Origin of the sequence: Williamsia sp. 1135 (genome assembly GCF_002095395.1) — a bacterium.
Taxonomy (GTDB): Bacteria; Actinomycetota; Actinomycetes; order Mycobacteriales; family Mycobacteriaceae; genus Williamsia.
The window spans coordinates 83,053-106,341 of the sequence record NZ_MJEI01000097.1 but is presented as its reverse complement, the minus strand read 5'-3'; the positions used below and the strand labels follow the sequence as shown (position 1 = coordinate 106,341).

The 23,289-nt window shown below is 65.5% G+C and carries 25 protein-coding genes; 10 read left to right on the top strand and 15 right to left on the bottom strand.

Annotated features, from left to right (window positions below):
• Positions 1 to 28 precede the first annotated feature (28 nt).
• From BFL43_RS16740 to BFL43_RS16725, 4 genes are all read right to left on the bottom strand, one after another.
• The gene (locus BFL43_RS16740) at positions 29 to 907 is read right to left on the bottom strand and encodes an ABC transporter permease (RefSeq protein ID WP_084893634.1); all 879 of its coding nucleotides are present in this window, start codon (positions 905 to 907) and stop codon (positions 29 to 31) included.
• Positions 900 to 1,703, bottom strand: a complete 804-nt coding sequence (locus BFL43_RS16735; protein ID WP_084893633.1) for an ABC transporter ATP-binding protein — start codon at positions 1,701 to 1,703, stop codon at positions 900 to 902. The genes BFL43_RS16740 and BFL43_RS16735 overlap by 8 nt, the downstream gene beginning before the upstream one ends.
• Positions 1,700 to 2,749: an ABC transporter substrate-binding protein gene (locus BFL43_RS16730; RefSeq protein ID WP_240498320.1), complete on the bottom strand. Its 1,050-nt coding sequence runs from the start codon at positions 2,747 to 2,749 to the stop codon at positions 1,700 to 1,702. The genes BFL43_RS16735 and BFL43_RS16730 overlap by 4 nt, the downstream gene beginning before the upstream one ends.
• Before the next feature lie 214 nt (positions 2,750 to 2,963).
• Entirely contained in the window at positions 2,964 to 3,758 is a 795-nt protein-coding gene (locus BFL43_RS16725) for an IclR family transcriptional regulator (RefSeq protein WP_084893631.1), read from the bottom strand.
• A 263-nt stretch (positions 3,759 to 4,021) separates the two neighbouring features.
• Here BFL43_RS16725 and BFL43_RS16720 point away from each other — a divergent pair, with 263 nt between their 5' ends.
• The 7 genes from BFL43_RS16720 (at position 4,022) to BFL43_RS16700 (ending at position 9,155) form a co-directional block, all read left to right on the top strand.
• Positions 4,022 to 4,975: a TauD/TfdA family dioxygenase gene (locus tag BFL43_RS16720; protein ID WP_143695366.1), complete on the top strand. Its 954-nt coding sequence runs from the start codon at positions 4,022 to 4,024 to the stop codon at positions 4,973 to 4,975.
• Positions 4,976 to 5,001: 26 nt separating this feature from the next.
• Complete coding sequence (locus BFL43_RS16715; RefSeq protein WP_084893629.1) at positions 5,002 to 5,946, top strand: TauD/TfdA family dioxygenase; 945 nt, start codon at positions 5,002 to 5,004, stop codon at positions 5,944 to 5,946.
• A gap of 33 nt (positions 5,947 to 5,979) precedes the next feature.
• Positions 5,980 to 6,405 (top strand): hypothetical protein, encoded by a 426-nt coding sequence (locus BFL43_RS29525; protein ID WP_240498313.1) that lies wholly within the window; start codon positions 5,980 to 5,982, stop codon positions 6,403 to 6,405.
• A complete protein-coding gene (locus tag BFL43_RS29520; protein ID WP_240498312.1) occupies positions 6,302 to 6,772 on the top strand; it encodes an ABC transporter substrate-binding protein in 471 nt (156 codons plus the stop codon). The genes BFL43_RS29525 and BFL43_RS29520 overlap by 104 nt, the downstream gene beginning before the upstream one ends.
• Positions 6,773 to 6,793: 21 nt before the next feature.
• Positions 6,794 to 6,991, top strand: a complete 198-nt coding sequence (locus tag BFL43_RS29515) for a hypothetical protein (protein WP_240498311.1) — start codon at positions 6,794 to 6,796, stop codon at positions 6,989 to 6,991.
• 77 nt (positions 6,992 to 7,068) lie between these two features.
• Complete coding sequence (locus tag BFL43_RS16705; RefSeq protein ID WP_084893628.1) at positions 7,069 to 8,136, top strand: DNA polymerase IV; 1,068 nt, start codon at positions 7,069 to 7,071, stop codon at positions 8,134 to 8,136.
• A 56-nt stretch (positions 8,137 to 8,192) separates the two neighbouring features.
• The gene (locus tag BFL43_RS16700; protein WP_084893627.1) at positions 8,193 to 9,155 is read left to right on the top strand and encodes an alpha/beta fold hydrolase; all 963 of its coding nucleotides are present in this window, start codon (positions 8,193 to 8,195) and stop codon (positions 9,153 to 9,155) included.
• Here the strand turns inward: BFL43_RS16700 and BFL43_RS29035 are convergent.
• From BFL43_RS29035 to BFL43_RS16665, 8 genes are all read right to left on the bottom strand, one after another.
• On the bottom strand, positions 9,140 to 9,895 hold the full coding sequence (locus tag BFL43_RS29035) for a type 1 glutamine amidotransferase (RefSeq protein ID WP_168176665.1): 756 nt from the start codon (positions 9,893 to 9,895) through the stop codon (positions 9,140 to 9,142). The genes BFL43_RS16700 and BFL43_RS29035 overlap by 16 nt on opposite strands.
• Positions 9,895 to 10,296 carry a hypothetical protein gene (locus BFL43_RS29030; RefSeq protein ID WP_110468274.1) on the bottom strand — a complete coding sequence of 134 codons (402 nt, stop codon included), beginning with the start codon at positions 10,294 to 10,296 and terminating at the stop codon, positions 9,895 to 9,897. Before BFL43_RS29030 ends, BFL43_RS29035 begins: the two co-directional genes overlap by 1 nt.
• Before the next feature lie 205 nt (positions 10,297 to 10,501).
• Positions 10,502 to 10,969 (bottom strand): histidine phosphatase family protein, encoded by a 468-nt coding sequence (locus BFL43_RS16690; protein WP_346425976.1) that lies wholly within the window; start codon positions 10,967 to 10,969, stop codon positions 10,502 to 10,504.
• Positions 10,863 to 12,872 (bottom strand): penicillin-binding transpeptidase domain-containing protein, encoded by a 2,010-nt coding sequence (locus BFL43_RS16685; RefSeq protein WP_346425975.1) that lies wholly within the window; start codon positions 12,870 to 12,872, stop codon positions 10,863 to 10,865. Before BFL43_RS16685 ends, BFL43_RS16690 begins: the two co-directional genes overlap by 107 nt.
• A 115-nt stretch (positions 12,873 to 12,987) precedes the next feature.
• Positions 12,988 to 13,902, bottom strand: a complete 915-nt coding sequence (locus tag BFL43_RS16680; protein ID WP_084893624.1) for a serine hydrolase — start codon at positions 13,900 to 13,902, stop codon at positions 12,988 to 12,990.
• Positions 13,899 to 14,777 (bottom strand): LysR family transcriptional regulator, encoded by an 879-nt coding sequence (locus BFL43_RS16675; protein ID WP_084893623.1) that lies wholly within the window; start codon positions 14,775 to 14,777, stop codon positions 13,899 to 13,901. Before BFL43_RS16675 ends, BFL43_RS16680 begins: the two co-directional genes overlap by 4 nt.
• Positions 14,778 to 14,790: 13 nt before the next feature.
• Complete coding sequence (locus BFL43_RS16670) at positions 14,791 to 15,105, bottom strand: hypothetical protein (protein WP_240498310.1); 315 nt, start codon at positions 15,103 to 15,105, stop codon at positions 14,791 to 14,793.
• A gap of 127 nt (positions 15,106 to 15,232) precedes the next feature.
• A complete protein-coding gene (locus BFL43_RS16665; protein ID WP_084893622.1) occupies positions 15,233 to 17,617 on the bottom strand; it encodes a phosphoketolase family protein in 2,385 nt (794 codons plus the stop codon).
• Positions 17,618 to 17,793: 176 nt separating this feature from the next.
• On the opposite strand from BFL43_RS16665, the gene BFL43_RS16660 reads away from it, so the two are divergent.
• Genes BFL43_RS16660 through BFL43_RS16650 form a run of 3 tightly spaced genes read left to right on the top strand, consistent with a single transcriptional unit; the run spans position 17,794 to position 21,001 of the window.
• Positions 17,794 to 18,675 (top strand): DMT family transporter, encoded by an 882-nt coding sequence (locus BFL43_RS16660; RefSeq protein ID WP_084893621.1) that lies wholly within the window; start codon positions 17,794 to 17,796, stop codon positions 18,673 to 18,675.
• A 7-nt stretch (positions 18,676 to 18,682) separates the two neighbouring features.
• Entirely contained in the window at positions 18,683 to 19,537 is an 855-nt protein-coding gene (locus tag BFL43_RS16655; protein WP_084893620.1) for a DMT family transporter, read from the top strand.
• A gap of 45 nt (positions 19,538 to 19,582) precedes the next feature.
• Entirely contained in the window at positions 19,583 to 21,001 is a 1,419-nt protein-coding gene (locus BFL43_RS16650; RefSeq protein WP_084893619.1) for an NAD(P)/FAD-dependent oxidoreductase, read from the top strand.
• A 30-nt stretch (positions 21,002 to 21,031) separates the two neighbouring features.
• Here the strand turns inward: BFL43_RS16650 and BFL43_RS16645 are convergent, their stop codons facing one another.
• The 3 genes from BFL43_RS16645 to BFL43_RS16635 form a co-directional block, all read right to left on the bottom strand.
• Positions 21,032 to 21,451, bottom strand: a complete 420-nt coding sequence (locus tag BFL43_RS16645) for a hypothetical protein (protein WP_084893618.1) — start codon at positions 21,449 to 21,451, stop codon at positions 21,032 to 21,034.
• An 81-nt stretch (positions 21,452 to 21,532) separates the two neighbouring features.
• Complete coding sequence (locus tag BFL43_RS16640) at positions 21,533 to 21,754, bottom strand: hypothetical protein (protein WP_084893617.1); 222 nt, start codon at positions 21,752 to 21,754, stop codon at positions 21,533 to 21,535.
• A 119-nt stretch (positions 21,755 to 21,873) separates the two neighbouring features.
• Entirely contained in the window at positions 21,874 to 23,244 is a 1,371-nt protein-coding gene (locus BFL43_RS16635) for an FAD-linked oxidase C-terminal domain-containing protein (protein WP_084893616.1), read from the bottom strand.
• Between the last annotated feature and the right edge of the window lie 45 nt (positions 23,245 to 23,289).

Below are 23,289 nucleotides of genomic sequence, written 5' to 3'. Positions count from 1 at the left end.
TAGGGTCGAAAGGTCAGAAGGACGGCGTTCATTCGTTCGAGGGGGTGCGCCAGCGCGAGAATCGGCGTTCGATGACCACCAGCACGAAGTTGAAGACGAGACCCACCAGCGCGATGGTCACGATCCCGGCGTACATCTGTGGGATCTGGAAATTGAGCTGGCTGGCCATGATCAGGTAGCCCAGTCCCGAGCGCGCGCCGACCATTTCGGCGGCGATGAGAACGAGGATCGAGGCGGCAGCAGACAATCGGACGCCGGTGAAGATGGTCGGCAGTGCAGCGGGCAGGATCACCTTCTGAAAGAGCCGAAACGACGAGAGGCCGAGTGACCGGGCCGATTTGATCAGCAGGGGATCGACGGTGCGCACGCCCGAGATGGTGTTCAGGAGGATGGGGAACATGCAGGCGTAGATGACCAGCGCGACCTTGGACGTCTCGCCGATACCCAGGATGAGCACGAATACCGGCAGCAGTGCCAGGGCGGCAGTGTTCCGGAACAACTCGAGGACCGGGTTGAGCAGTTGCGCGACAGGGCGGTACCAGCCGATCACGATTCCCAGCGGAACGGCGACCACGACGGCGACCGTGAAGCCCTTGAGCGCGCGACCCACACTGGCCGAGATGTGTTCGGACAGTTGGCCGCTCTGCGCCAATGTGACCAGAGCGTCGACGACATCGGAGAACGGAGGCAGAAACGTCTTGTCGACGAGGCCGATACGCGGGGCCACCTCCCAGAACACGAGCAGCAGAGCCAGCACGATCGTCGTGCGGAACACCCAGTTGCCGGTGCGCAGGATGGTCCGTCCCACCGGCTTGCGGGCCCGGGGCTTCTCGGGCGCCGGTGTCGCGACCGGCGGTGCTGCAACCTCGGCGACCGGGGTCGCCTTCTCCAGGGTGACGTTAGACATGTGAACCTGCTCCAATCAGTGTGGTGGCCTGTACTTCCGGCCGCAACGAGAGCCAGATCCGGTGCCGGTAGTCGCGGAACTGTTCGGAGGAGCGCAGATCGTCGACCGCCTCGTGGTCGATGTCGATGTCGAGGATCTCCTTGATGCGGCCGGGGCGTTCGGTCAGTACGGCAACGCGTTGCCCCAGGTAGATTGCCTCGTCGATGCCGTGAGTGATGAAGAGGATCGTCTTGCCGGTGGCCTTCCAGATGCGGAGCAACTCGTCCTGCAGCGACTCCCGCGTCTGCGCGTCGAGCGCCGCGAACGGTTCGTCCATCAGCAGGACCTCGGGGTCGTAGGCGAGGCTGCGCGCGATGGCCACGCGCTGCTTCATGCCGCCGGAGAGCTCGTGCGGTAGGTGATCGGCGAAACCGTCGAGCCCGACCAGGTGCAGGTACTCGTCGGCGATCGCCTTGCGGCGACGGCGTGGGATGCCCTTCGCCTCCAGCCCGAACTCCACATTGGCACGCGCGGAACGCCAGGGCAGGAGTGCGTATTGCTGGAAGACGACACCCCGGTCGAGGCCGGGGCCGGTGATCGGCCTGCCGTCGAGCAGGATCTCACCGGATGTCGGCTTGGTCAGTCCGCCGATGAGGTCCAGGAGTGTCGACTTGCCGCTGCCGCTGGGGCCGACCAGCACCAGGAACTCGCCTTCGGCGGCGGCGATCGTGATGTCGTCGACCGCCACGAAATCGGGTTTGCCGGGGGAGGGGAATGCTTTTCGTACCGAACGTAGTTCGAGTTTGGGCGTGGTCATGATGCTGCCTCCACAGGTGCGCCGTCAGGTCCCGACTCAGGCGGGTAGGTGCCGTTTGCGTATGGGTTGTCGTCGTTGGTGAAGACGTCTTCCGGGGTGAGCTTTCCCTTCTCGAGTTCACCGTTGCGTACCAGCCAGTCGATCCAGAGCTGGAACTCTTCAGGCTTGATGACGCCGCCGGCGGTCGGGATGGACGAGCTCTGCCAGTAGTCGGCGAGCGCCGGGTCCTCACCCCGACCGCGCTTGCCGATGATGTCCTTGAAGCGTGCGACGACCTCGTCGCGCGGGGCCACCTGGGTCCATCGGACGGCGCGGGCGGTACCTTGCACGAAGTCCTTGACGGCCTCGGGGTTCTTCGCGATGAAGTCGTCGCGCAGCACGAGGCTGCCGTAGCTGAAGTCGCCGAACACCGCGTCGGTGAAGAGCTCACGCAGTCCACCGGTCTCGAGGGCCTTGTCGCGGAAGATGTTGTTGAAGGCGCCGACGTCGATCTGTCCTTGACGAAGGGCGGTCTCGGTGTTGATGGGTGGCACCACCAGCAGCTGTACCGAGGCGATCTCATCCTTCGAAAGACCCTCACGTGCAAGCCATTCGCGAATGACGAACTCGGAGTGCGCGCCCAGGGTGTTGATGCCGACCTTCTTGCCGATCAGGTCGCGGGCGCTGCGGATCGGGGAGCCGTCGAGTACGTAGAACCCGTTGTAGGTCTTGGAATCAGCGCCGTAATAGTCGACGACAGCGGTGATGGGCGACCCGGCCGACTTCAACTTGACGATGGCTCCGTTGAAGGCGCCGCCGAAGTCGGAATCGCCTGTTGCCGTCGCCTGGATGGACTGCGGTCCGCTGGTGGTTTCGCCGACGGACTTCAGCGTGACCTCGCTGAAGTAGCCGAGATCGGCTGCAAGTTCTGGGAATACGACAGTCGATGGTGAGGCGAGATACCTCAGTTCGGTCTTGCCATCAGCAGTCAGGGTGGCCTCGTCGGACGACGAACCGCACGCGGTCGTGGCCAGCCCGAACGAGAGCGCCAGTGCCAGAACCGCAATCGTGCGCAGACGTCGCGGTGTTGTTCGTTTCACGAGATTCCCCTTCGGTTTTTCCGCGCGGTGGATCCCGCGGAAAGTAATTGTTCGAAATCGACGTCCTGCCGAGCCCCTGTCAGCGAACACCGCTGATCGATTCCGTGTGTTGGACCAATGATGTTGGGCGCCGAGCGCCCGTCACAACAAGCTATTTCACGACGTGGAATATGCAGCGCAATTAAATCGTGCCGCGTAAAAGGTCCGGAGAAACCGCCAGTGCTCCCACCGACGAACCCAGCTTCTGCGGCGACGATTCGGACACCACATCGCTGAGCAGAGCCGCGGTGTGCCGCATCGCCGGATAGATCTGGGAGATCAAATTCTGATTCAGTCGTGCGCTCAGCGCCTGCACACCGATAGAGGCGCGGACGCGTCCTCCCGCGTCGAAGACCGGGACTGCGATCGCGGTGACCTCGGCCGGATCGGAGATCGCGTAACCACGTCGGCGAGCCGCATCGCCGGCAGCGACTCGCTGTCGCCCTTTTCGCCCTGCGAACGCCGCGATCGCACGACCCATCGCGGTGGCGTCCAGTGCGGCGCGTTGCTCCGGGATCTGGTGGTCACAGAAGGCAACCGGAGGACGCGCCGAGTACACCGTGACCGCCTGGTCGTCCTCGGTGATACCCAGGCTCGCGGTGATCTTGATCTGCGACGACAGGGTGTGCAGGTGTGGTGCGGCGGCATCGACGTCGATGCGCTTGGTGGTGGAGGTGGCCAGGGTGAGCAGGCCGTCGCCGATGCCGTAACAATCAGTTCGCGGGTCTTGGGTGAGCAGTCTGCCCCGCACCAGCGCCTGCGCGATCCGGTGAGTGGTGCTGATCGGCAGTCCCACCCGGCGGGCCAGCTCGCTGATCGGGATGAACGCATCGGTGTTCTCCAACGCGTACAGCACCGAGATCGCCCGTTCGATCGCCTGAGACCCCGTGCGGGGCCGCAAAGGCACCGCGGACTCCTGGCCCTCGCTTGCGTCCATTGCTGTCTCCCCGCCGACTCGTCAACTCTGTTGGTCACGATCCCCGGTGTGCCGTCCGAGCGGAAGGATTGTGCGCGCCGTGATCTTTTCACCGCGAATTTTCGGCGGATTCGCGTGCTGGTTCCACGTTGTGGAAGCCGCGCTGGTGTTAATTTCCGGCGCCTTTGATATTTCACCTCAGGCCGTGTTCACGGCGACTCGAGTATTCATCCGATGCCAATTGAGTTATCTCAAGGCCCGAAGAAAGGATCATCACGGTGACCATCGCAGAAACCCAGACGCCGGTCGCGTCGACAGCACAATCGATCGAGGTCGCTCCCATTGCCGGATATCTCGGCGCAGAGGTCTCCGGCCTCGATCTCACGCAGGTGCAGAGCGCGGCGATCCAGCGTGCCCTCAACGAGGCGCTGTACGAGTACAAGGTGCTCTTCTTCCGCGATCAAGCCATCGATCATGCGCAGCAGGTGCAGTTCACCGAGTACTTCGGTCGGGTGACAGATGCCCATCCGCTGGGATACACCGACAAGTCGCCGACGGGTTATCCGCAAGTGCTGGAGGTGGATTCGCGCACCTACGCCAACCGGGGCGGCTCGAAGCAGTACAGCTACGCCAGCTTCTGGCACCAGGACGTCACCGCGCTGGTCAATCCGCCCGCTGTGACGGTGTTGCGGGCGGAGCTCGTACCCGACGTCGGCGGCGACACCACGTGGGCCGATCTCGGCGCCGCCTACGACAACCTCCCGGCGTCGCTGCAGCGGTTCCTGGAGGGTCTGTACGCGGAGAACCGTTTCGGCGGTCGCGAAAAGCGTTGGGAGAAGCAATCGGAAGCGGCGGCCCTGACCGAGCAGAATCCGATCATCAGCGAACATCCTGTGGTTCGGGTACATCCCGTCACCGGGCAGAAGCTGATCTACGTCAACCCCGGATTCACCAGCCGCATCATCGGACTCAGTGCAACGCAGAGTGATCGGCTGCTCGATCTGCTGTTCGCAGAGATCACCAATCCTGCGTACACCGTCCGCGTCCGGTGGACCCCGGACAGCATCGGAATCTGGGACAACCGCGCGACGATCCACCAGGCACCCACCGATCTCGGCCACCTCGACGTCGTGCGCGTGCTCCACCGCACCACCGTCGAGGGCGACATACCGGTCGGTGTTGCGGGTCAGCAGTCACGCTCGATCTCCGGCGCTCCCTTCTACGCACGTACCGCCTGAAACCCACTCACACAAGGAAAAAGCCCATGACCATCACCGATCTCCGCACCGTTGAAGCAGATACGTCCGCAGTCCACTTCGCCCAGGTCGCCGGCCACATCGGCGCCGACGTCACCGGCGTCGACCTGACCCGACCACTCGATCCCGAGGTGGCCGACGCCATCGTCGCCGGCCTGCACCGGCACAAGGTGATCTTCTTCCGTGATCAGCTCATCGACCACGCTCAGCAGATCGCGTTCGCCCGCAACTTCGGTCCGGTGACCGCCTCGCATCCGTACGACGACGATGCGCCGACCGACTTCCCCGAGATCCTGAAGATCGACAACCGTGACTACGAGCGCAAGTTCGGGGTCAAGGCCGCCAGTTATACCAACGAGTGGCACACCGATGTCACCGCGCTGGTCAACCCGCCTGCGGTGTCGATCCTGCGGGCGGGCAACACCCCTGTCCGGGGCGGGGACACCAGCTGGACCAATCTGGCTGCCGCGTACGCCGGGCTGCCGGAGTCCATCAAGGAACTCGTCGACGGACTGCGAGCCGAGCACCGGTTCGGTGGCCGTCACCCGGTGTTCAAGGAGGGCAGCAACTATGGCGACAAGGTGGCACGTACGCCGCTGATCGCCGAACATCCGGTGGTCCGGGTTCATCCCGTGACCGGCGAGAAGGTCCTGTTCGTGCAACCCGGCTTCACCAGCCGGATCGTCGGCTACAGCAGGCGCCAGAGCGACGCCCTGCTCGACCTGCTTTTCGACGAGGTGACGAACTCGTCGTACACGGTCCGATTGCGTTGGCGCGAAGGCACCATCGCGGTGTGGGACAACCGCGCGACCGCGCATCTGGCCCCGGGGGACGTCAATCACCTGGACGTGGCGCGCGTGCTGTATCGCACCACCATCGAAGGCGACGTCCCGGTCGGCGTCGACGGTGCGTCATCGGTCGCCATCTCCGGCGAACAGTTCATCGGGTCCTGACCGGTACCCGAATCACTCACAAGGACAATGAAGATGCGACGTCGACCAAAGTTTCTCTCCGGTACCGCGATCGCGGTGTTCACCGTCCTCACGGTGGTCTTGGCATCGTGTTCGACGAGTGAGACCGCGGAGGTCGGGGCGGACGGCAAGGTGACGGTGCGATACCAGGGATGGGCATCGCAGGTCGGGTGGTCCGAGCTCGCCGAATCGCTGGGGTATTTCCAGAAGGTCAAACTCGAGTGGGTCGGGGACACCACGAGCGGGCCGCAGGACATCCAGGCGGTGGCAACCGGTGAGATCGACACCGGCTCGGCATTCAACGGCGGTGGCCAAGTTGCAGCAGGCAGGGTCGAAGGTGACCGGGGTCGTCTCCACCAACGGTTCGGACACCGAAACGTTCCACGGGTACTACTCCCTCGAGGGCAGTGGGATCGAGACCGCGCAGGACCTGGTCGGTAAGAAGGTCGGCATCAATACGCTCGGCGCCTATCACGAGTACGCCATCAAAGAATGGCTGTACCGCGAGGGGATCTCAGATGCCGACATCAAGAACGTGGGGCTGACCGTGGTCCCGCCGATCAACACCGAACTGGCGCTGCGAGAGAAGCAGATCGAAGTGGGCAACCTAGTGTCGCGAGCTCGAAGTCCTTTCGCAGTCTCCGGCGTTCGATTGCCGCCTGGCGGCGTTGTCGTCGGTCGGTATAGCTCCGCTATGCCTCCCTCCTCCGCCTTGCCAGCCACCAATCGCTCCACCGGATCCAAGCGAGAAACTTCGACCACACGCCACAGGCACGATCTTCAAGGACTTGGCGTTCCAGCGGTCTGAAAGTGACAGAACACCGAGTTCGTGAAGCAGTGGAAGAGCCCCGGCGTCCCGGTGCCCGGTGGGGTGATCGAGCCCGAAGAGTTCACCCTGTGGGTCGACGAAGCGGTTCGGCTCGGTGAGCTACCTGCCGGGATCAAGGTCGAAGAGCTCTACACCAACGAGTTCAATCCGTACGCGAACGGGACGTATCCGCCTGCCTCCAACGAGGAGGGTGTCTGAGTCACTTTCGCCTCGAGAGGTCACGCGCCTGCGATTGCGCAGGCGCCTGACCTCGTTTTGCAATAACGTCGGCAGGGATGACTGAGCCGCTCCGGCGCTACCGCGCGATCATGCACGTCGACCTGGACCAGTTCCAGGTGTCTGTCGAGCGTCGCGGAAACCCGGAACTCGTGGGTGTCCCGGTGATCGTGGGCGGCACCGGTGATCCGACCGAACCCCGCAAGGTCGTCACGTGTGCGTCGTACGAGGCCCGCGATGTCGGCGTGCGGGCCGGAATGCCGCTGCGGTCGGCGTTTCGGAAGATGCCCGATGCGGTGTATCTGCCGCTGGACCATGCGTCGTATGACGCCGCGTCCGCCGAGGTGATGAGCACTCTGCGGAGTTTCGGATATCCGGTCGAGGTCATCGGCTGGGACGAGGCGTTCCTGGGTGTGCCCGCGGCGGAGTCGGGGGTCGACCCGATCGGGCTGGCCCGGTCCATCCGGCAGCGGATCCTCGATGAGCGTGGATTGTCGTCGGCAGTAGGGATCAGCGACAACAAGCAGCGGGCAAAGATGGCGACGGGCTTCGCCAAGCGCGATCCCGAGCACATCTTCGTACTGAACAGCAGTAATTGGATGCCGATCATGGGCGAGCGTGGGGTCGGCGACCTCTGGAGCGTGGGACCGAAGACCACCGCCAAACTGAAGACGCTCGGGATCTCGACCGTCGAGCAGCTGGCCACAGAGGATCGCGGCCGGCTCATCGCGGAATTCGGACCCCATCTCGGCAACTGGCTCAACCTGCTGTCGCGGGGAGGCGGCGACATCAATGTCGAGACAGAGCCGTTCATCCCGCGCTCGCACAGCAAGGTCGAGACGTTTCCCAAGGATCTGTCCGAGCCTGCTGAGATCGATGCTGCGATCCGAAAGCTGACCCGAGAGTTGTTGGCGCAGGTGGTGTCCGAGGAGCGGGTCGCGTTCCGGGTTGCTGTCACGGTTCGAACGATGACGTTCTATACGCGCACGAAGTCGCGCAAGTTGCCTGCACCGACCACCGACATCGACGTCATCGAACCGGCGATGCTCGAGGTCCTCCACAAGTTCGAGTTCGATCGGCCGATTCGCCTGCTCGGGGTGCGTCTGGACCTGGTGATGCCGGAATAGTCCCTCGGCGCCGGCCGCGGTGCTAGTTTTCCACCGGGGGAGCGAGAGGAATCAGCATGAGGTGGACGAAGCGATCAGGTGTGGTGGCGGCCGCTCTGGCACTGGTCATCGGAATGGGTTTCGCGCCCGCTGCGACCGCCGCGGCGCTGCCGGTCGACCACAACTTCCTCGCCGGGATCCCCGCTGAACTCGCGAACCCGGGTGGATCCCTTCCCGGCTCCAACGACTACAGCTGTAAGCCGTCGCCGGCGCATCCCAATCCGGTCGTCCTGGTGCACGGGACCGCGGGTTCGCAGCAGACGAACTGGATCTCGCTGGTGCCTGCGCTCAAGAACGAGGGCTATTGCGTCTTTGCGCTGACCTACGGGGAGCTGTCACCGCAGTGGCCTCTCTCGCGGATCGGCGGACTCGGTGACAAGACCATCAGTGCCTGGCAGCTCAAACTCTTCGTCGACAACGTTCTCGCCAAAACCGGCGCGGAAAAGGTTGACATCGTGGGTCATTCGCAGGGTACCCAGATCCCGACCTACTGGGCGAAGTACTACGGAGGCGCCCACCACATCGACAAGTACGTGTCGCTGGCGCCGTTCTGGCAGGGATCTGACGGTGACGGTCAGGGTCGTTCCGACCTCATCGCGATGTTCGCCGACGCGCTCGGACTGCCGCCGGCTGCGGTTCCGCAGACCGACTGCCCAGATTGCGTTGCGGCCCCGAATGATGACGACTTCGCCGCCGCCATCGACGCCCCGAACGGTCCATACGTCGAGGGCATCACGTACACCAACATCGCCACCCGCTACGACCAGCTCGTGACGCCGTACACCAGCGGCATCCTGGCGGGTCCCGTCGGCATCGACGTCACGAACATCGTTGTGCAGGACACGTGTTCGCTCGATCGTTCCGATCATCTGTCGATCGTCGCGAACCAGCGGACGGAGGCGATGGTCCTCAACGCACTCGACCCGCAGCATCCTCGCCCGGTGCCGTGCCTGGCGGTGCCGCCCTACACGGGTGCGTGAACGAGCTTCAGGAAGGCATCGAGCAGGATCCCGCAGTTGCGGTGCGATTCCTCTGCGCGCGCGGTGATCTCGGCGGTGATCTTCTGAAGATCGATACCGCGCTCGACGACCAGTTGCCCCTCGCGACTCACCGCCCAGCTGGCCTGCCAGGTTGCCCACACCGCGGGGGAGATCTCCGGATGGAACTGCACGGCGAGGTTGCGGCCGAACGTGAACGCTTGCAGCGCAGCTCCGTTGCGGGCGATCTCGCGGGCACCCGGAGGGAGCGAGAAGCGGTCGAAATGCATTTGCATCCAGGGCCCGTTCGACACCAGCTCGGGCGCCACGCTGTTGACCGTCACGTACCCGTGTTCAGGGTGGTCGGAGCGCTTCACGGTGCCGCCCAGCACCCGACTCAGGAGTTGTCCGCCGAAACACACACCGAAGATCGGCACGTTCGCCGCCAGCGCGGCCCGCAGGTAGGTCAATTCCGCGGCGAGCCAGGGCACGGAATCGTCGTATGCCGACTCCGATGAGCCCATGACGACGGCGAAGTCGAAACCGCTGACGTCAGGGAGTTCGCCGGAGGGGTGCACGATCTGGACCTCGTAGCCGCGGTCTGCCACGTGGCCGCGGAGCGTCCCGGTGTCGGCGATACCGCGGTCGGTGTCGGTGTCGTGGACCACGAAGAGGGCTTTGCCGCGCCGGGCCGTCGAGATCTCGCTGCGCTGGGCTGTCGAGGTATCGCTTCGCTCGGTCATCAGGTCTTGTCGGGGATCTGCGCGGCGATGTAGACCCCGAGCGCGGCGTAGCTCACGGCCACGGCGGTCAGTGCGTACTTCGGCAGTTTCGGGATGCCGCCGGTGGTCAGTGCGGCGGTGGCGTCCCAGGCGTCGACGCCTGCGCCCGACAGCAGGAGTTTCTTGAGCAGCGGATTCTCCTGCGCCTGCGCGGCCGCGATGACCACGCCACCGAGGTAGACCTCGCGGGCGCCGAACATCTTGTTGGTCAGCTTCGCGCCGGGCAGTGCGGCCTCGGTGCCGATCACACCCTGGGCGGTCGTCTTGGGGGCGAACATGTAGCCGAGGCCGAGCCCCGCGCGTCCTGCCCCGAGCAGTATGGCCATGGTCTTCACGTCGATCTTTGATGCGGGAAGCTTCATTGCTGTCTCCTGGGCCGGCATTGGGAGTTTTGTCCAGTATGGCCAAAACCGTCTGACTCTGGACATTCTGGGGCCTGCAGCGGCGATCGTGTGGCCTTTTTCGCGCGGTTCCTCTCGGGTCGACTCGATCACACCGCCCACCTGTTTTTGCGCGGCCCACTGGAAATAACATGGGGAAGACGCAAATTCGGGTGGGGGAGAGGCGTCAGGGCTCCCGCGGAATCACCATCTGAACCAGCCGAGCTGTCGGGTCGGGGGCAAGACCTAGCTGGTCCCAGGGTGTTTCGGTGTCGACCACGGCGTATGCCGATGTCGGAAATCGTTCGATCTGCCCTTCCGGGTCAAGCGTCAGTGCCGTGGCAGGCATTCCGGGCTCGTGTCCGACGACGAGCAGCGTCTGCGCCTGCGACGGTGCGTGCAACCGGATCGCCTCGAGGATGTGGTCGGGATGCCCGCCATAGATGTCGTCGACGTAGGTCGCCGGCGCAGCGATGCCCGTGCGTTCCAGAGTCTGCCGGGTGCGGGTCGAGGTCGAGCACAGCACGTGGTCGACGGTGAGGCCGGCGTCAGCGATCCAACGGCCGGCGAGGGCCGCTTCGCGCCGTCCGCGTTCGGCCAACGGGCGCTCGTGGTCGCGGACCCCGTCCGGGTAACCGGACTTGCCGTGCCGCATCAAGATCAGTGTCCTCGTCACAGCTTCGACGGTAGTCGTACGCCGGTGACGCCACCAAAGCATCGCCACCAAGCATCGCGATCGGGATCTCCGCGAACGGAAGTGCCGGCCTAACCGTCGTCTGTCGTTCGGAGGAAGTCGCCGGCGACTTCGACGGCCGGCTGCGAGCTGCCGCCCCCGACGACGAGGGATGCGAAGGCGATGTCACCGGAGATGCCGGGAACCATCCGTGCGCATCGCCGTTGTCGCCGTACTCGGCGGTCCCGGTCTTGCCGCCGAGACCACCGATGTCTCCGAGTGCGCTCGCGGTTCCCGAGGTGACCGTTTGCCGCATCATCGCCCGCAACTGGCCGACCACCCGTGGATCAAGAGGTTCCGGCGTCTTGTCCGCCGTGGTCTGCTCGCCGACGATCAGGCTCGGCAACACCATGGAGCCGTGCCCCAGACTGGCCTCGGCCACGGCCATCCCGAATGGTGACGCCGTGACGCTGCCCTGCCCGATACCGTTCTCCACCCGTAGAGCCGGACTGTCCGCACTGGGCACCGCCCCGGTCACGGTGACGATCCCCGGGACCACGAAATCCACGCCGATGCCCAACTGCTGCGCCGCGGCCGGGAGTGCATCCGGACCGAGCCGGTTCGACAGCGCGGCCATCGTGGTGTTGCAGGACCGGGCGAACGCCGTCGACAGGGGGACCTTGCCGAGGTCGAAGTCGTCCTCGTTGGGTATGGTCCGGCCCTCGATGGTGGCGCGGCCGGGGCAGGGCAGGACGGTGTCGGGCGTAGCGGTGCCCGACGACAGCGCTGCCGCGGTGGTGATCGTCTTGAAGGTCGAGCCGGGCGGGTAGAGACCACTGAGGGCGATGGCGCCATCACGGTCTGCGGCGCCGTTCTGTGCCACCGCGAGTAGTCCTCCGGTGGACGTGGACATCGCCACGAACACGGCCGGTTTGCTCTGTGCCGCAACGGCCTGCTGGGCCAGCAGTTGCAGTCGCCGGTCCAGGGTCAGCTGTAGCGGGTCGGTGGGCTGCGCCGCAACCGAGGTGAGCTGGTCAACGGGATTCCCGTCGGTGTCGACGATGCTGACAGACCAGCCGGCACCTTGCGAGACGCGGTCGTTCCAGGCCTCGTCGACACCGGCGAACACAGGCGACTTCAACGCCCTGTCGGCGGTGAGGAGCTTTCCCTGCTCCTCGACGGTAACGCCTTTGATCGACTCGAGGCGCGTCCGCACTCGGTCGAGGTCGCGTTCGCGCAAGGTCGCGACGGCGATGGTGTCGCCCTGCTGCTGCGTGGCCGCAGTTCGGATCGATGCGTCTGTGATGGCGGGATCGATGGCGGCGAGAACAGGGGCGAGCGCGGCTGATCCCTCCGGCAGGTCCGCTCGGCGAAGGGTGATCACACCGACGGTCTGCCAGGTCATCAGGTCTGCGCCGCCGCGGTCGACCACGGGGGTCAGCAGATTCCTGTCGTCCGAGTACTGGAAGTGCGTTCCCGCCGCGAGGTTGTCGTGCAGCAGGGTCGGGGACCATTCGAGGCGCCATCCGTCGTCGGTGTCGACGGCGCGCCCGCTGGTCTGGTATTCGAGTTCTCTGCCCTCACCGAGCGTCCAGGACATCGTCAGCTGTCCTGCACCGTTGTCGTCGTCCACGTCCCGGGCGCTCACCCGTACCTCGGCGGATTCGCCGAGGTAGGTGAACATGTCGCTGATCGCCTCGTCCGCCGCCGCAGGATCAGTGGTGTGTTCGGCTGCCTTGTTCGCGTCGCCGGAGGTCAGCGCCGAGGCGAAAGCACCGAAGGGGTCCTTCGGGTCATCACCCAGCGCGGCGCAACCTGTGCCCAGCAGCGCCAGGACCATCAGCAGAACGGTTGTCGGGAACCGAGTGCGCTCGACGTTTCTCATCGCTCGCGAACTCAACCAGCGCGCCTCGTCCGGGACAACCGACGACACCCTGACTGCCGATAGCGTTTCGCTATCGGCACAGCTGAGACGACCTGCACAGGGCGCAAAGTCCGTCTCAGCCCTTCGCGCTGCGCACCTCGTTCACAGCGACGCGCGCTGCCTGACCGATCGCCGCTTCCACCGTCGGTAGCGACAGCTCCGATCGCGCGGCATGGGTGAACACGGCGACGGCGACCGGGTGTTCGCCCGGGTATTCGACGACGGCGACCTCGTTGCGAATCGCTCCGAGGGTCCCGGTCTTGCCTGCCACCGTGGCGATTCCGAGCGGGAATCCAGATGAGATCCGCTGCTTCCACGCCTGTTTGCGCATCGTGGTCCGGATGAAGTCGCAACTGCCGGCCGAGGCGACGCGATCGGTCCAGATCAGATCGAGTAGGCAGGTTGCCTCCCGAGCGGTGGTGGCGCCGGTCAAGGCGGGATCGTAGGCGCTGATCGTTCCGGTCCGGTCGACGTCGGCGAGCGCAGCGAAGGCCTCGGCGACAGTACTCGACCCGGTGTCGGAAAGAAGCTGCTGCTGTACCTGCGCCATACCGGCGACCACATGTGTGGAGTGCAATCCCGCACCGTCCAGGATTTCGCGAACACCGCCGAGTCCGACCTCTGCGAGGATTACATCAGCTGCTGCGTTGTCGGAGACGACCATCATCTGCACGGCCAGGTCGCGCCAGCTCAAGGTGATCGGATCATGCAGGGTGGCAATGCCTGTCGGTCCTTCCGCGCACTCTCTGGGATCGACCGTGACCGTGTCGCGCAGGTTGATGTCGCGGCGGTCGGCGCGTACGCACAGGGCCGCAAGCAACGGGAGTTTGTACACCGATGCCATCACCACAGGGTCATCGGCGTACCAACCGAACTCGCGTTCCGGCGTGCGCCCGATGGTGCGGGCGTGCAGCCAGGCGGCGCACCCGGCGTCAGCGAAGATCTCCCGAAGCCGTTGCCCGACCGCGCTGCCAGGATGTCCGACCGTCATCGGGAAAGCTTCCACAATGCCGATTCGAGGATGTCGATCGGTGGCCTCGGCGCCTCGGGTCGGCGAATCACCAACAACCGCAGTGGCACGTCGTCGGAAATCATCGAGACCGTCTCGATTCCCGTGACGAGGCCCAGGTGCCCCGGTGCCGGCGCCACGGCGAACGCTTCGCCGCCGGCCACGGCAGCCACCAACTCGCCCGGCGCCCGCACCGGCAGTATCGCCGGGTCCAGACCCCGGACGTGGAGGGTGTCGACCAGTAGATCGAATGCGGGTGGATTCGCGGCGCGCGGCGAGTGCGCCAACGCCAATCCCTGCAACATACGAACAGTCGGCCGCTTCGCCGCCGCGACCGGATGACCGGCGGGCACCAGGAAGGTGCGATCGATCCGAGCCACCGGACCGCTCTCGAGACCATCACGCACGCAGGGGTGTTCGACTATCGCGAGGTCGAGTAACCCCTTGCGTACATCGTCGACGAGATCGACCACGGGCGCCACACTGATCCGATGCCGCCGGTCGGAGCCGAGACCGGCAAGTGCCGCCGCACACTGTGCTGCGATCGACGGATCGAGGTCAGGCGGGAGCCCGCACCGCAGCACGTCTGCGTGCTCGCGCAGGCGACGTGCCTCGCCGGTGAATCGGTCGGCGTCGTCGATCAGGACTCTCGCACGGGGCAGCAGTTCGCGCCCGGCCGCGGTCAGTTCGGCACCCTGCGGCGCACGGCGGATCAGGTCGACCCCCAGATGGCGCTCCAGCCGGCGCAGACCCTGCGAGACCGGAGGCTGAGTCATCTCCAACCTGACCGCGGCGTTACCGAAATGCCCTTCATCGGCGACGGCAACAAAGAACCTCAGATGTCGGAGCAGATCCATCAGTGGCCGGAGGTCACGATGCGCGCCGGTGCCGTCCGGTGTGCTCCTCGATACCCGCAGCGGCAAGGGCTGCGCGCAGTAGTCGGACGGTATGGCCCCAGGCCGACGCTTCCTGCTCCAGATGCTGCGCGATCTCGGCGTTGCCGCGATCCCATTCGTGTTCGGCGAGCTCGCGGAGCTCCACCACCTCGTCCATGCCGAAGCCGACGAGCTCGATCAGTGCTGTGGAGTCGGCGCACGCCCATTCGATCTGGTCGCGGCGCAGCGTCATCAGTCGCTCCAGGTCGTCAGCCAGCGCCGACTGTGCCGATGCGGTAAGACCACTCACCTGACCCAGAGTGCCTGACCTGGAGGGCGAGGACCAGCAGACGCGCCGAGCACCGGCGGATCTGGTTTCGCGGCGAACCCGACCATTGGTGGTCGGGCGGCCGTCGTCGGGATCAGACCCGGTGCCGCTAGGACCACTTCCACTCTCGGATCTCCGGCATGTCCTCGAAGTGTTCCCGGACGTAGTCGTGATGCCTGCGCAGTTGCGACTGGCAGAACTCGGCCAGTTCGCCGCTCTTCTCGGGCACTCGTCTGCTGCGTCGCAGTGCTTCGAGCACCAGGTGGTAGCGGCTCATCTTGTTGAGGACCACCATGTCGAAAGCGGTTGTGGTGGTGCCCTGTTCGCTGAACCCGCGCACATGGAAACGCTCGGGATTGGTGCGTCCGTGCAACTGCTGGTGTACGGCGCGGGGATAGCCGTGGAAAGCGAAGACGACATCGGTGTCGGCGGTGAACAGATCGACGAACTGCAGCTCGGGCAGCCCGTGTGGGTGATCGTTCTGCGGCAACAGCACCATCAGATCCACGACGTTGACGACGCGGACCCGCAACCACGGCACCCACTCCCGCAACAGATGTGCTGCCGCAAGAGTCTCCTCTGTCGGGACGTCGCCCGCCGCGGCGAGCACGATGTCGGGCTCCTCCTCGGCGCCCACCGGGGTCGGGTTCTCCGTTCCGGCCCACTCCCAGATCGACACCCCCGCGGCACAGTGCTCGTTGGCCTGTTCGAGGGTCAGGTACTGAGGATGCGATTGCTTGTCCACCACAAGCACATTCACGTGATCGCGACTTCGGAAGCAGTGGTCGGCGACCGAGAGCAGCGTGTTGGAGTCCGGCGGCAGCCAGACCCTGACCACCTCGGGCGAGAGCGGGATGACGGCGTCGATCATGCCAGGACCCTGATGGCTGAACCCGTTGTGGTCGTTGCGCCAGCAGGTGCTGGTGAGGAGCACGTTCAGGGAGGCGACGGGTTCGCGCCACGGCAATGCGACCGCGTGCTGCAGCCATTTCGCGTGCTGCACCAGCATCGAGACACTGACCATCGCGAACGCCTCGTATGTGGCGAACATGCCGTGGCGGCCGGTCAGGAGATATCCCTCGAGCCAGCCCTGACAGAGGTGCTCACTGAGGACCTCCATGACCCGGCCTTCGGGTGACAGGCCGTCGTCGTTCTCGGTACGCGGCAGTTGCCAGCACCGGTCTGTCACCTCGAAGACGGCCTGCAGCCGGTTCGACGCGGTCTCGTCCGGGGAGAACAACCGGAAGTTGCCGCCGTGCAGGTCGTCCGAGTTCTGTTTGTAGATGTCGCGCATGAGTTCGCCGAGGACCTTCGTCGTCTCATACGCCAGCGCGCCAGGGGCCTCGATCTCGAGCGCGTACGACTCCAGCGCCGGGATCTTCAGCGGCACCAGATTGCGGCCGCCGTTGGCGTACGGCGTCGACCCCATCCGCAGATCGCCGTCCGGGGCAAGCTCGGCGAGTTCCTTGGAGAAGGTGCCGTTGTCGTCGAAGAGGTCGTCGGGCCGATACTTCTGCAGCCACTCCTCGAGCAGCGTCAGGTGCTCCGGGTTCTCGCGCACCCCGGACAGCGGAACCTGATGACTCCAATGGGTGCCTTCGATCAGCTTGCCGTCGACTTCGTGGGGTCCGGTCCAGCCCTTGGGCGTCCGCAGCACGATCGCCGGCCACTTCTCGCCAATCGATTCACCGGCACGGGCTGCGCCCTGAATGTCCGCGATCTTCTGGTGGGCCGCAGTGAGCGCGGCCGCCAGGGCGGGGAAGACCTCGTTCGGGTCATCGCCCTCCACGAAGATCGGTGCCCATCCCTGACCCGACAGGTACGACTCGATGTCGCGGTCACTCGTGCGGCCGAGGACCGTCGGGCTCGCGATCTTCGCGCCGTTGAGATGCAGGATCGGCAGGACGGCACCGTCACGGGCGGGGTTGAGGAACGCCGGGATCTTCCACGATCCCGACAGCGGTCCGGTCTCCGCCTCACCGTCCCCGACGACGCAGGCGACGACCAGTTCGGGATTGTCGAAAGCGGCACCCGCCGCGTGGATGAGGGCGTAACCGAGTTCGCCACCCTCGTGGATCGAACCGGGGGTCTGCACACTGACGTGACTCGGGATGCCGCCGGGCGTCGAGAACTGCCGGCACAGGGCCTTGAGCCCCGCCGAGTCACCGGAGATGTGCGGATAGACCTCGCTGTAGGTGCCTTCGAGATATGTCGCGGCGACCAGTGCCGGTCCGCCGTGGCCCGGACCGGTCACGTAGAGCCACTTGGTCCCGGTGTCGCGGATGTGCCGGTTGAGCAACGTGTAGATCATCGACAATCCGGGGCTCGTGCCCCAGTGGCCCAACAATCGTGGCTTGATGTGCTCGACAGCGAGTGGTTCGCGGAGCAACACATTGTCCTGCAGATAGATCTGGGCGACCGTCAGATAGTTTGCCGCGGCCCACCACCGCAGATCGAGTTCGAGTTCGGAGTCGGTGTAATCGGCCAACGTCATATGCAACAACTTTCGTCGTGCGAGCAGGGCAGTGTTGATTATCGCGGCATCGCCGCGGTGCGCGCCAGGGCACGAGTACCCAATGCCGGGTTTTCGCCCTCCCGCCACCGCCTATTCGCTCACACGGCCCGGCGACAGCCAGGTTTCTCCAAGGACATCCAAGTATCGTCGCCTGAGTGCACTTGTTCCTCCCAGCGCTACTGGCGACGCTGTCAGCGCTGCTCGTCGCCTGTGGAACACTCGTGCGTCAACGATCGTCGACTTCGTCGGGGGGCATCACCAAACGGTGGTGGCTGGGTGTTCTCATCGCTGCCGCCGGATTTGCTCTGCAGGCCGTCGCGCTCGGGTTCGGTTCCTTGCTCCTGGTGCAACCGCTGATCGTCTTGTCGGTGCTGTTCGCCTTGCCGATGGAGGCCTACCTCGACCATCGCCGCCTGAACTTCCACGAGTGGAAGTGGGGCATCATCCTGACGATCTGCATCGCCGCGTTCGTGGTGATCGCCGCGCCCAGTCCCGGCAAACACAACGTGTCGGCAGGTGTTCTCGCCGGCACGATCGTCGTGGTCATCGCGGTACTCGCGGGACTGGTGATCGCGGCCAGGCTGGTGTCCCCGCACCATCGCGCGTTGCTGTTCGGCTCGGCATCCGGTTTGCTGACCGGCGTCCAGGCGTTCCTCCTCAAAGGTGTGGTGACCCAGCTCGGTGACGGCTTCGTCGAGATTCTGGTCCACCCAGAGATCTATCTGATCGTGCTGGTGGCGAGTGCCTCCGTTGTCACGCAGCAATTGGCCTTCGCGGCGCACGACCTGCAGACGTCGTTCCCTGCGATGACCGTCTGGGAGCCTGCTGTGGCGATGTCGCTCGGCGTGGTGCTGCTCGGCGAGCGGGTCGACGTCTACTGGATCGAAGGGGTCATCGCGGGCATCTCGCTGGTGTTCATGCTGCGGGCGGTGTTCGTCTTGGCCAGGCATGCCGCCGAGCGTGAGACCGAGTTCGAGGTCATGAAGAGACCCGCGCCCGCACCAGGGGGCAGTGCCATGGGGCCGACGGACCACTAGCGACCCAATGCACACCATCGTCCCGGCGGTGCTCGCGGTTGCCGCCGCCTGCCTCATCGCAATCGGAACCGTCCTGCGGCAACGCGCGTCCGCGGCCAGCGGGGCCATCACGCCTGGCTGGTGGCTCGGAGCCGGTCTGGCCGTGTCCGGGTTCGGTGTCCAGGCGGCGGCGCTCGGTCTCGGGTCGATCTTGCTGGTGCAACCGCTGCTCGTCCTCGCGGTGCTGTTCGCACTGCCCCTGGAAGCCTGGTTCGACCACCGACGCCCGACTCGGATCGAATGGGCCTGGGGTGGCGCCCTCACGGCCTGCGTCGCGTTGTTCCTCTGCTTGGCCTCCCCGCGCTCATCCGACCACAGGCCAGGGCAATTCGTCTCCGTGGTGACGATTGCCGCGGTCCTCATCTGCCTCATCGGGCTGGTCGTCGCGGCCGAGAGTTGCACCAGCCATTTCCGGGCTCTCTTCTACGGGCTCACCGCGGGCGCGCTGTTCGGGATCTCGGCGCTCCTCATCAAGACCGTCATCAATCAGGGGGTCGAGAACTCGGCGACCGTGGTGGTGCAACCGGAGATCTATCTGCTGGTGGTGGTCATCGGAGCGGGGATCTATGCGCAGCAGCGCGGTTTCGGATCCGGGGATCTGCAGACCTCGTTCCCCGCCATGACGGTGATGGAACCGGCCGTCGCGATGGTCCTGGGCATCGCGCTGCTGTCCGAACGGATCTACGTCACGATGTGGGAGGCCGGAATCGTCTGTGTGGTCCTCGCGGTCATGGTCGTCGCGGTGATCGAGCTGGCCCGACATTCCGCGATCCGCACACCCCACAAGTTCGAACCGGAAAACCTAACACCTGAAAAGTCATAGCCCGCAAGACTGGAACCTCCTCACCGGCAATGGCAGGGTGGGGTGATGGCTGCTGCAAGCGCGTCGACGCCGAGAGAAGAAATCGCAGGACTCGATGATGAGAAATCGGGGGACGAGTACGACGTACTCGTGATCGGTGGGGGGCCGGCAGGCGAGGTCGCCGCCCAATACGCCATCGCCGGATCGGACCGGACCGCCGCGATCATCGAACACGAACTGCTCGGCGGGGAGTGCTCCTACTGGGCATGCATGCCGAGCAAGGCGCTGCTCCGGCCCATCGAAGTCCATGCCGGCGCCCGCAATCTCGACGGGATCAAGGTCGCGAAGAAACTACTGCCCGAAGAACTCCTGCGGCGACGCGACGCCTGGGTGAAGCAGTACGAGGACGGCGGCCAGGTGAAGTGGGCGGGCGGCATCGGCATCGACGTCATCCGGGGCCACGGTGTGATCACGGGGGAGAAGACCGTCGTCGTCGACAACGGTGGCACCGGCCGTACGATCCGCGCTCGGCAGGCGGTCATCGTGGCCACCGGTAGTACCCCGGTGATCCCCGATGTCTTCGCCGGCACCCAGCCGTGGTCGTCGCGCGACGCCACCGGGGTGCGAGAGATCCCGGCGTCGCTCATCGTCGTCGGCGGCGGGGTGGTCGCGTGCGAGGCCGCGACCTGGATGTCTGCGCTCGGTAGCGCCGTGACGCTGCTCTCGCGAGGGACACTCCTCGGTAAATCCGAACCCTTCGCCGGGAAGTTGGTGGCAAAGGCGCTGGCTGACAGCGGAATCGAGGTCCGACAGAAGGTCGATGTGACCGAGGTGCGGCGTCCGGTCGCCGATGACACCGGGATCGGCCGCATCCATGGCGATCAGGTGACCGTGGTCGCCGGCGGCGAGGAGTTCACCGCTGACGAGGTCCTCGTCGCCACCGGGCGTCGCCCGGCCCGCGATGGCGTCGGACTCGACGCCGTCGACGAGGGCGCGTCCTGGCTGTATGCGGTCGGCGACGCCTCCGGCGGCCCGGCGCTGACCCACTGGGGCAAGTACCAGGCCCGCAAGGTCGGGCATCTGATCGCAGCTCGCGCCGAAGGCAGACCCGAACCCGTTGTCCCTGATGACGTCCCGGTTCCCCAGGTGGTCTTCACCGACCCGCAGGTCGCCAGTGTCGGGCTGACGAAGAAGGAGGCCGGGGACAAAGGCCTCGACATCACGATCGCCGACGTGGAGTTGTCCGGCGTCGCCGGATTCGGGTTGCTCCGTGACGATGCCCAGGGCCGGGCCCGACTGGTCATCGACAAGGCCACCGACACGATCGTCGGAGCGACCTTTGTGGGTCCCGAGGTCGATGAGCTGGTGCATGCCGCGACCATCGCGATCGTCGGCAAAGTGCCCACCAGCGTCCTGCGGCATGCGGTGCCCTCGTACCCGACCGTCAGCGAGGTCTGGCTGCAGTTGCTGGAGTCGCTGGACTGACCCATGATCGGGCAGGTCGGGCACGCAAGTTCAGGCGCGCAACACGAACCAGCCCTTGGCTTCGGTGATGGTGGTGTCCTCGGGCAGTGGCGTGGTGGTCGTCTCGCTGCCGAGGCTGAAGGGACCGTCTTCGAACAGCGTGACATCGGTGCAGGTGAACTCCCCGGCAATCATCTCGTCGTCGAGCCCGGTCAACGTGACCTCACAGCCACTGTGCATGCTGTCGGCGAAATAGCCACCGTCGACCTGCATGCCCATGAAGGCGTCGTCGACCTGTTGGGGGACCTCGGTCGGCAGGTTGCCCTCCTTTTCGCCATCGATCGTGATGAGCAATCCCGCGGAGGTGTCGCCGAAGCGGATGTCGATCTCCTTGTCGGTCGAGTCGAAGTCTCCGCCGCTCGAATCAGACTCGACCACAACGCATTTCTCGGTGCCGTCGGAAAGGGTCACCGAGTAGGCGGCCTCGCCGGAGGTGTACTCGGTCGATGTCGTGGGGACGGCCAGCGGCCCGGTCGGGGCCTCTCGGCTGCACTACTGCATCGCGGGCGAGTCCTGCGCCTCCTCGGAGGTCGTCGAAGCCTGACTCTCCGGCGTCGCCGGTGAAGCGTCGTCTGAGCTGTCGGAACAGGCGGTGAGCAGACCCAGCCCGAGGGCGCCCACCCCCAGGATGGTGGCGACGGTGCGGGCGGAACGGATGGCGGACACGGGATTCACCTCGGACGAGTTGTTCTCCGACGTCTTGTCGGTCGTCAAGGAAATTACCCAGCGTGCGTGGGGTGAGCCAGCAGTTGAATTCGATTGAATGTCAGCGGTTCCCGTCGGTGTCGATCAACTGATGCAACGTCGTCCGCGGCCCGGAACATCATGAGGCCCTACAGCATCGTGCCCGGGTTGAGGATGCCCTGCGGGTCGAGGGTGTTCTTGATGCGTTGGGTGAGTTCGATGACGTCGGCCCCGAGCTGGTCGGGCAACCAGCCCTTCTTGAGCCTGCCGACCCCGTGCTCGCCGGTGATGGTGCCTCCCAGTGCGATCGCGAGATCCATCACCTCTCCGAACGCGAGGTTGGCGCGTGCGGTCTCGTCGGCGTCGTTCGGATCGTGGACGATCAGCGGATGCGTGTTGCCGTCGCCGGCGTGCGCGATGACAGAGATCAGCACGTCGCGGTTGGCGGCGATCGCCTCGATCCCGTCGATGAGGTCGGGGAGTTTGTGCAGCGGCACGCCGACGTCCTCGAGGAGCAGCGGGCCGATCTTCTCGATGGCCGGGATCGCGTACCGACGGGCCGCGGTGAACGCTTCGCCCTCGTCGGGATCGTCGGTGGCGAACACCTCGGTCGCTCCGCAGCGTGTGAAGGCCGCTTCGATGATCTCGACCTCGGCGGCGGCCGCCGCGCCGGGTGCGTCGGACTGCGCGACGAGCAGTGCCCCGGCGCTGCGGTCGAGGCCCATCTTGAGCTGGTCCTCGACAGCGTTGATCGCGACCTTGTCCATGAACTCGAGCATCGCCGGGCGGATCGTGGAGGTGATCTCGAGGACTGCCTTCGAAGCAGCGTGGACGGATGCGAACGACCCGACCACGGTCGAAGCTGCCGCCTGCGGAGGCAGCAGGCGCAGGGTGACCTCGGTGATGATCCCGAGCGTGCCCTCACTGCCGACGAAGAGTTTGGTCAGCGAGAGCCCTGCGGTGTCTTTCAGGCGCGCACCGCCGAGACGTACGGCACGGCCGTCGGCGAGCACCACCTCCATGCCGAGGACGTAATCGCTGGTGACTCCATACTTGACGCAGCACAGCCCGCCCGCGTTGGTGGCAGCGTTGCCGCCGATCGAGCAGATCTCGAAGGATGACGGGTCGGGTGGATACCAGAGGCCGCGCTCTTTCACAGCCGCCTTCACCTCGGCGTTGAGCAGGCCCGGCTGGCAGATCGCGGACCGCGTGATCGGGTCGACGGTGATGTCGCGCATCTTCTCGGTGGTGAGCACGATGCCGCCGTCGACCGCGGTGGCCCCGCCCGACAGTCCGGTGCCCGCACCGCGGGGGATGATCGGGATGTTGTTGGCGGCGCACCAGCGAACGGTCGCCTGGACATCTGCGGTGCTGGTGGCGCGAACCACCGCCGTGGCGGTACCGGCATCCGGGTCGAACGCGCGATCCTGCCGATAAGACGCGACGATGTCGGGGTCGGTGATCACCACTCCGGTGGGCAGAGCTGACACCAAGTCGTCGAGGGCAGTGATCGTCGTCATGATTTCGAGGGTAGTAGTGGTCTACCGCCGGAGGCGCCGGAGCCG

Excerpts from the sequence above, each read along its gene's own strand:
- BFL43_RS16685 (WP_346425975.1), bottom strand. The coding sequence starts at position 12,872 with ATGAGAAACGTCGAGCGCACTCGGTTCCCGACAACCGTTCTGCTGATG.
- BFL43_RS16740 (WP_084893634.1), bottom strand. The coding sequence starts at position 907 with ATGTCTAACGTCACCCTGGAGAAGGCGACCCCGGTCGCCGAGGTTGCA.
- BFL43_RS16725 (WP_084893631.1), bottom strand. The coding sequence starts at position 3,758 with ATGGACGCAAGCGAGGGCCAGGAGTCCGCGGTGCCTTTGCGGCCCCGC.
- BFL43_RS16735 (WP_084893633.1), bottom strand. The coding sequence starts at position 1,703 with ATGACCACGCCCAAACTCGAACTACGTTCGGTACGAAAAGCATTCCCC.
- BFL43_RS16650 (WP_084893619.1), top strand. The coding sequence starts at position 19,583 with ATGGCTGCTGCAAGCGCGTCGACGCCGAGAGAAGAAATCGCAGGACTC.
- BFL43_RS29525 (WP_240498313.1), top strand. The coding sequence starts at position 5,980 with ATGCGACGTCGACCAAAGTTTCTCTCCGGTACCGCGATCGCGGTGTTC.
- BFL43_RS16655 (WP_084893620.1), top strand. The coding sequence starts at position 18,683 with ATGCACACCATCGTCCCGGCGGTGCTCGCGGTTGCCGCCGCCTGCCTC.
- BFL43_RS29030 (WP_110468274.1), bottom strand. The coding sequence starts at position 10,296 with ATGAAGCTTCCCGCATCAAAGATCGACGTGAAGACCATGGCCATACTG.
- BFL43_RS16680 (WP_084893624.1), bottom strand. The coding sequence starts at position 13,902 with ATGACGGTCGGACATCCTGGCAGCGCGGTCGGGCAACGGCTTCGGGAG.
- BFL43_RS16700 (WP_084893627.1), top strand. The coding sequence starts at position 8,193 with ATGAGGTGGACGAAGCGATCAGGTGTGGTGGCGGCCGCTCTGGCACTG.
- BFL43_RS16705 (WP_084893628.1), top strand. The coding sequence starts at position 7,069 with ATGACTGAGCCGCTCCGGCGCTACCGCGCGATCATGCACGTCGACCTG.
- BFL43_RS16665 (WP_084893622.1), bottom strand. The coding sequence starts at position 17,617 with ATGACGTTGGCCGATTACACCGACTCCGAACTCGAACTCGATCTGCGG.
- BFL43_RS16715 (WP_084893629.1), top strand. The coding sequence starts at position 5,002 with ATGACCATCACCGATCTCCGCACCGTTGAAGCAGATACGTCCGCAGTC.
- BFL43_RS16635 (WP_084893616.1), bottom strand. The coding sequence starts at position 23,244 with ATGACGACGATCACTGCCCTCGACGACTTGGTGTCAGCTCTGCCCACC.
- BFL43_RS16675 (WP_084893623.1), bottom strand. The coding sequence starts at position 14,777 with ATGGATCTGCTCCGACATCTGAGGTTCTTTGTTGCCGTCGCCGATGAA.
- BFL43_RS16690 (WP_346425976.1), bottom strand. The coding sequence starts at position 10,969 with ATGCGGCACGGCAAGTCCGGTTACCCGGACGGGGTCCGCGACCACGAG.
- BFL43_RS29035 (WP_168176665.1), bottom strand. The coding sequence starts at position 9,895 with ATGACCGAGCGAAGCGATACCTCGACAGCCCAGCGCAGCGAGATCTCG.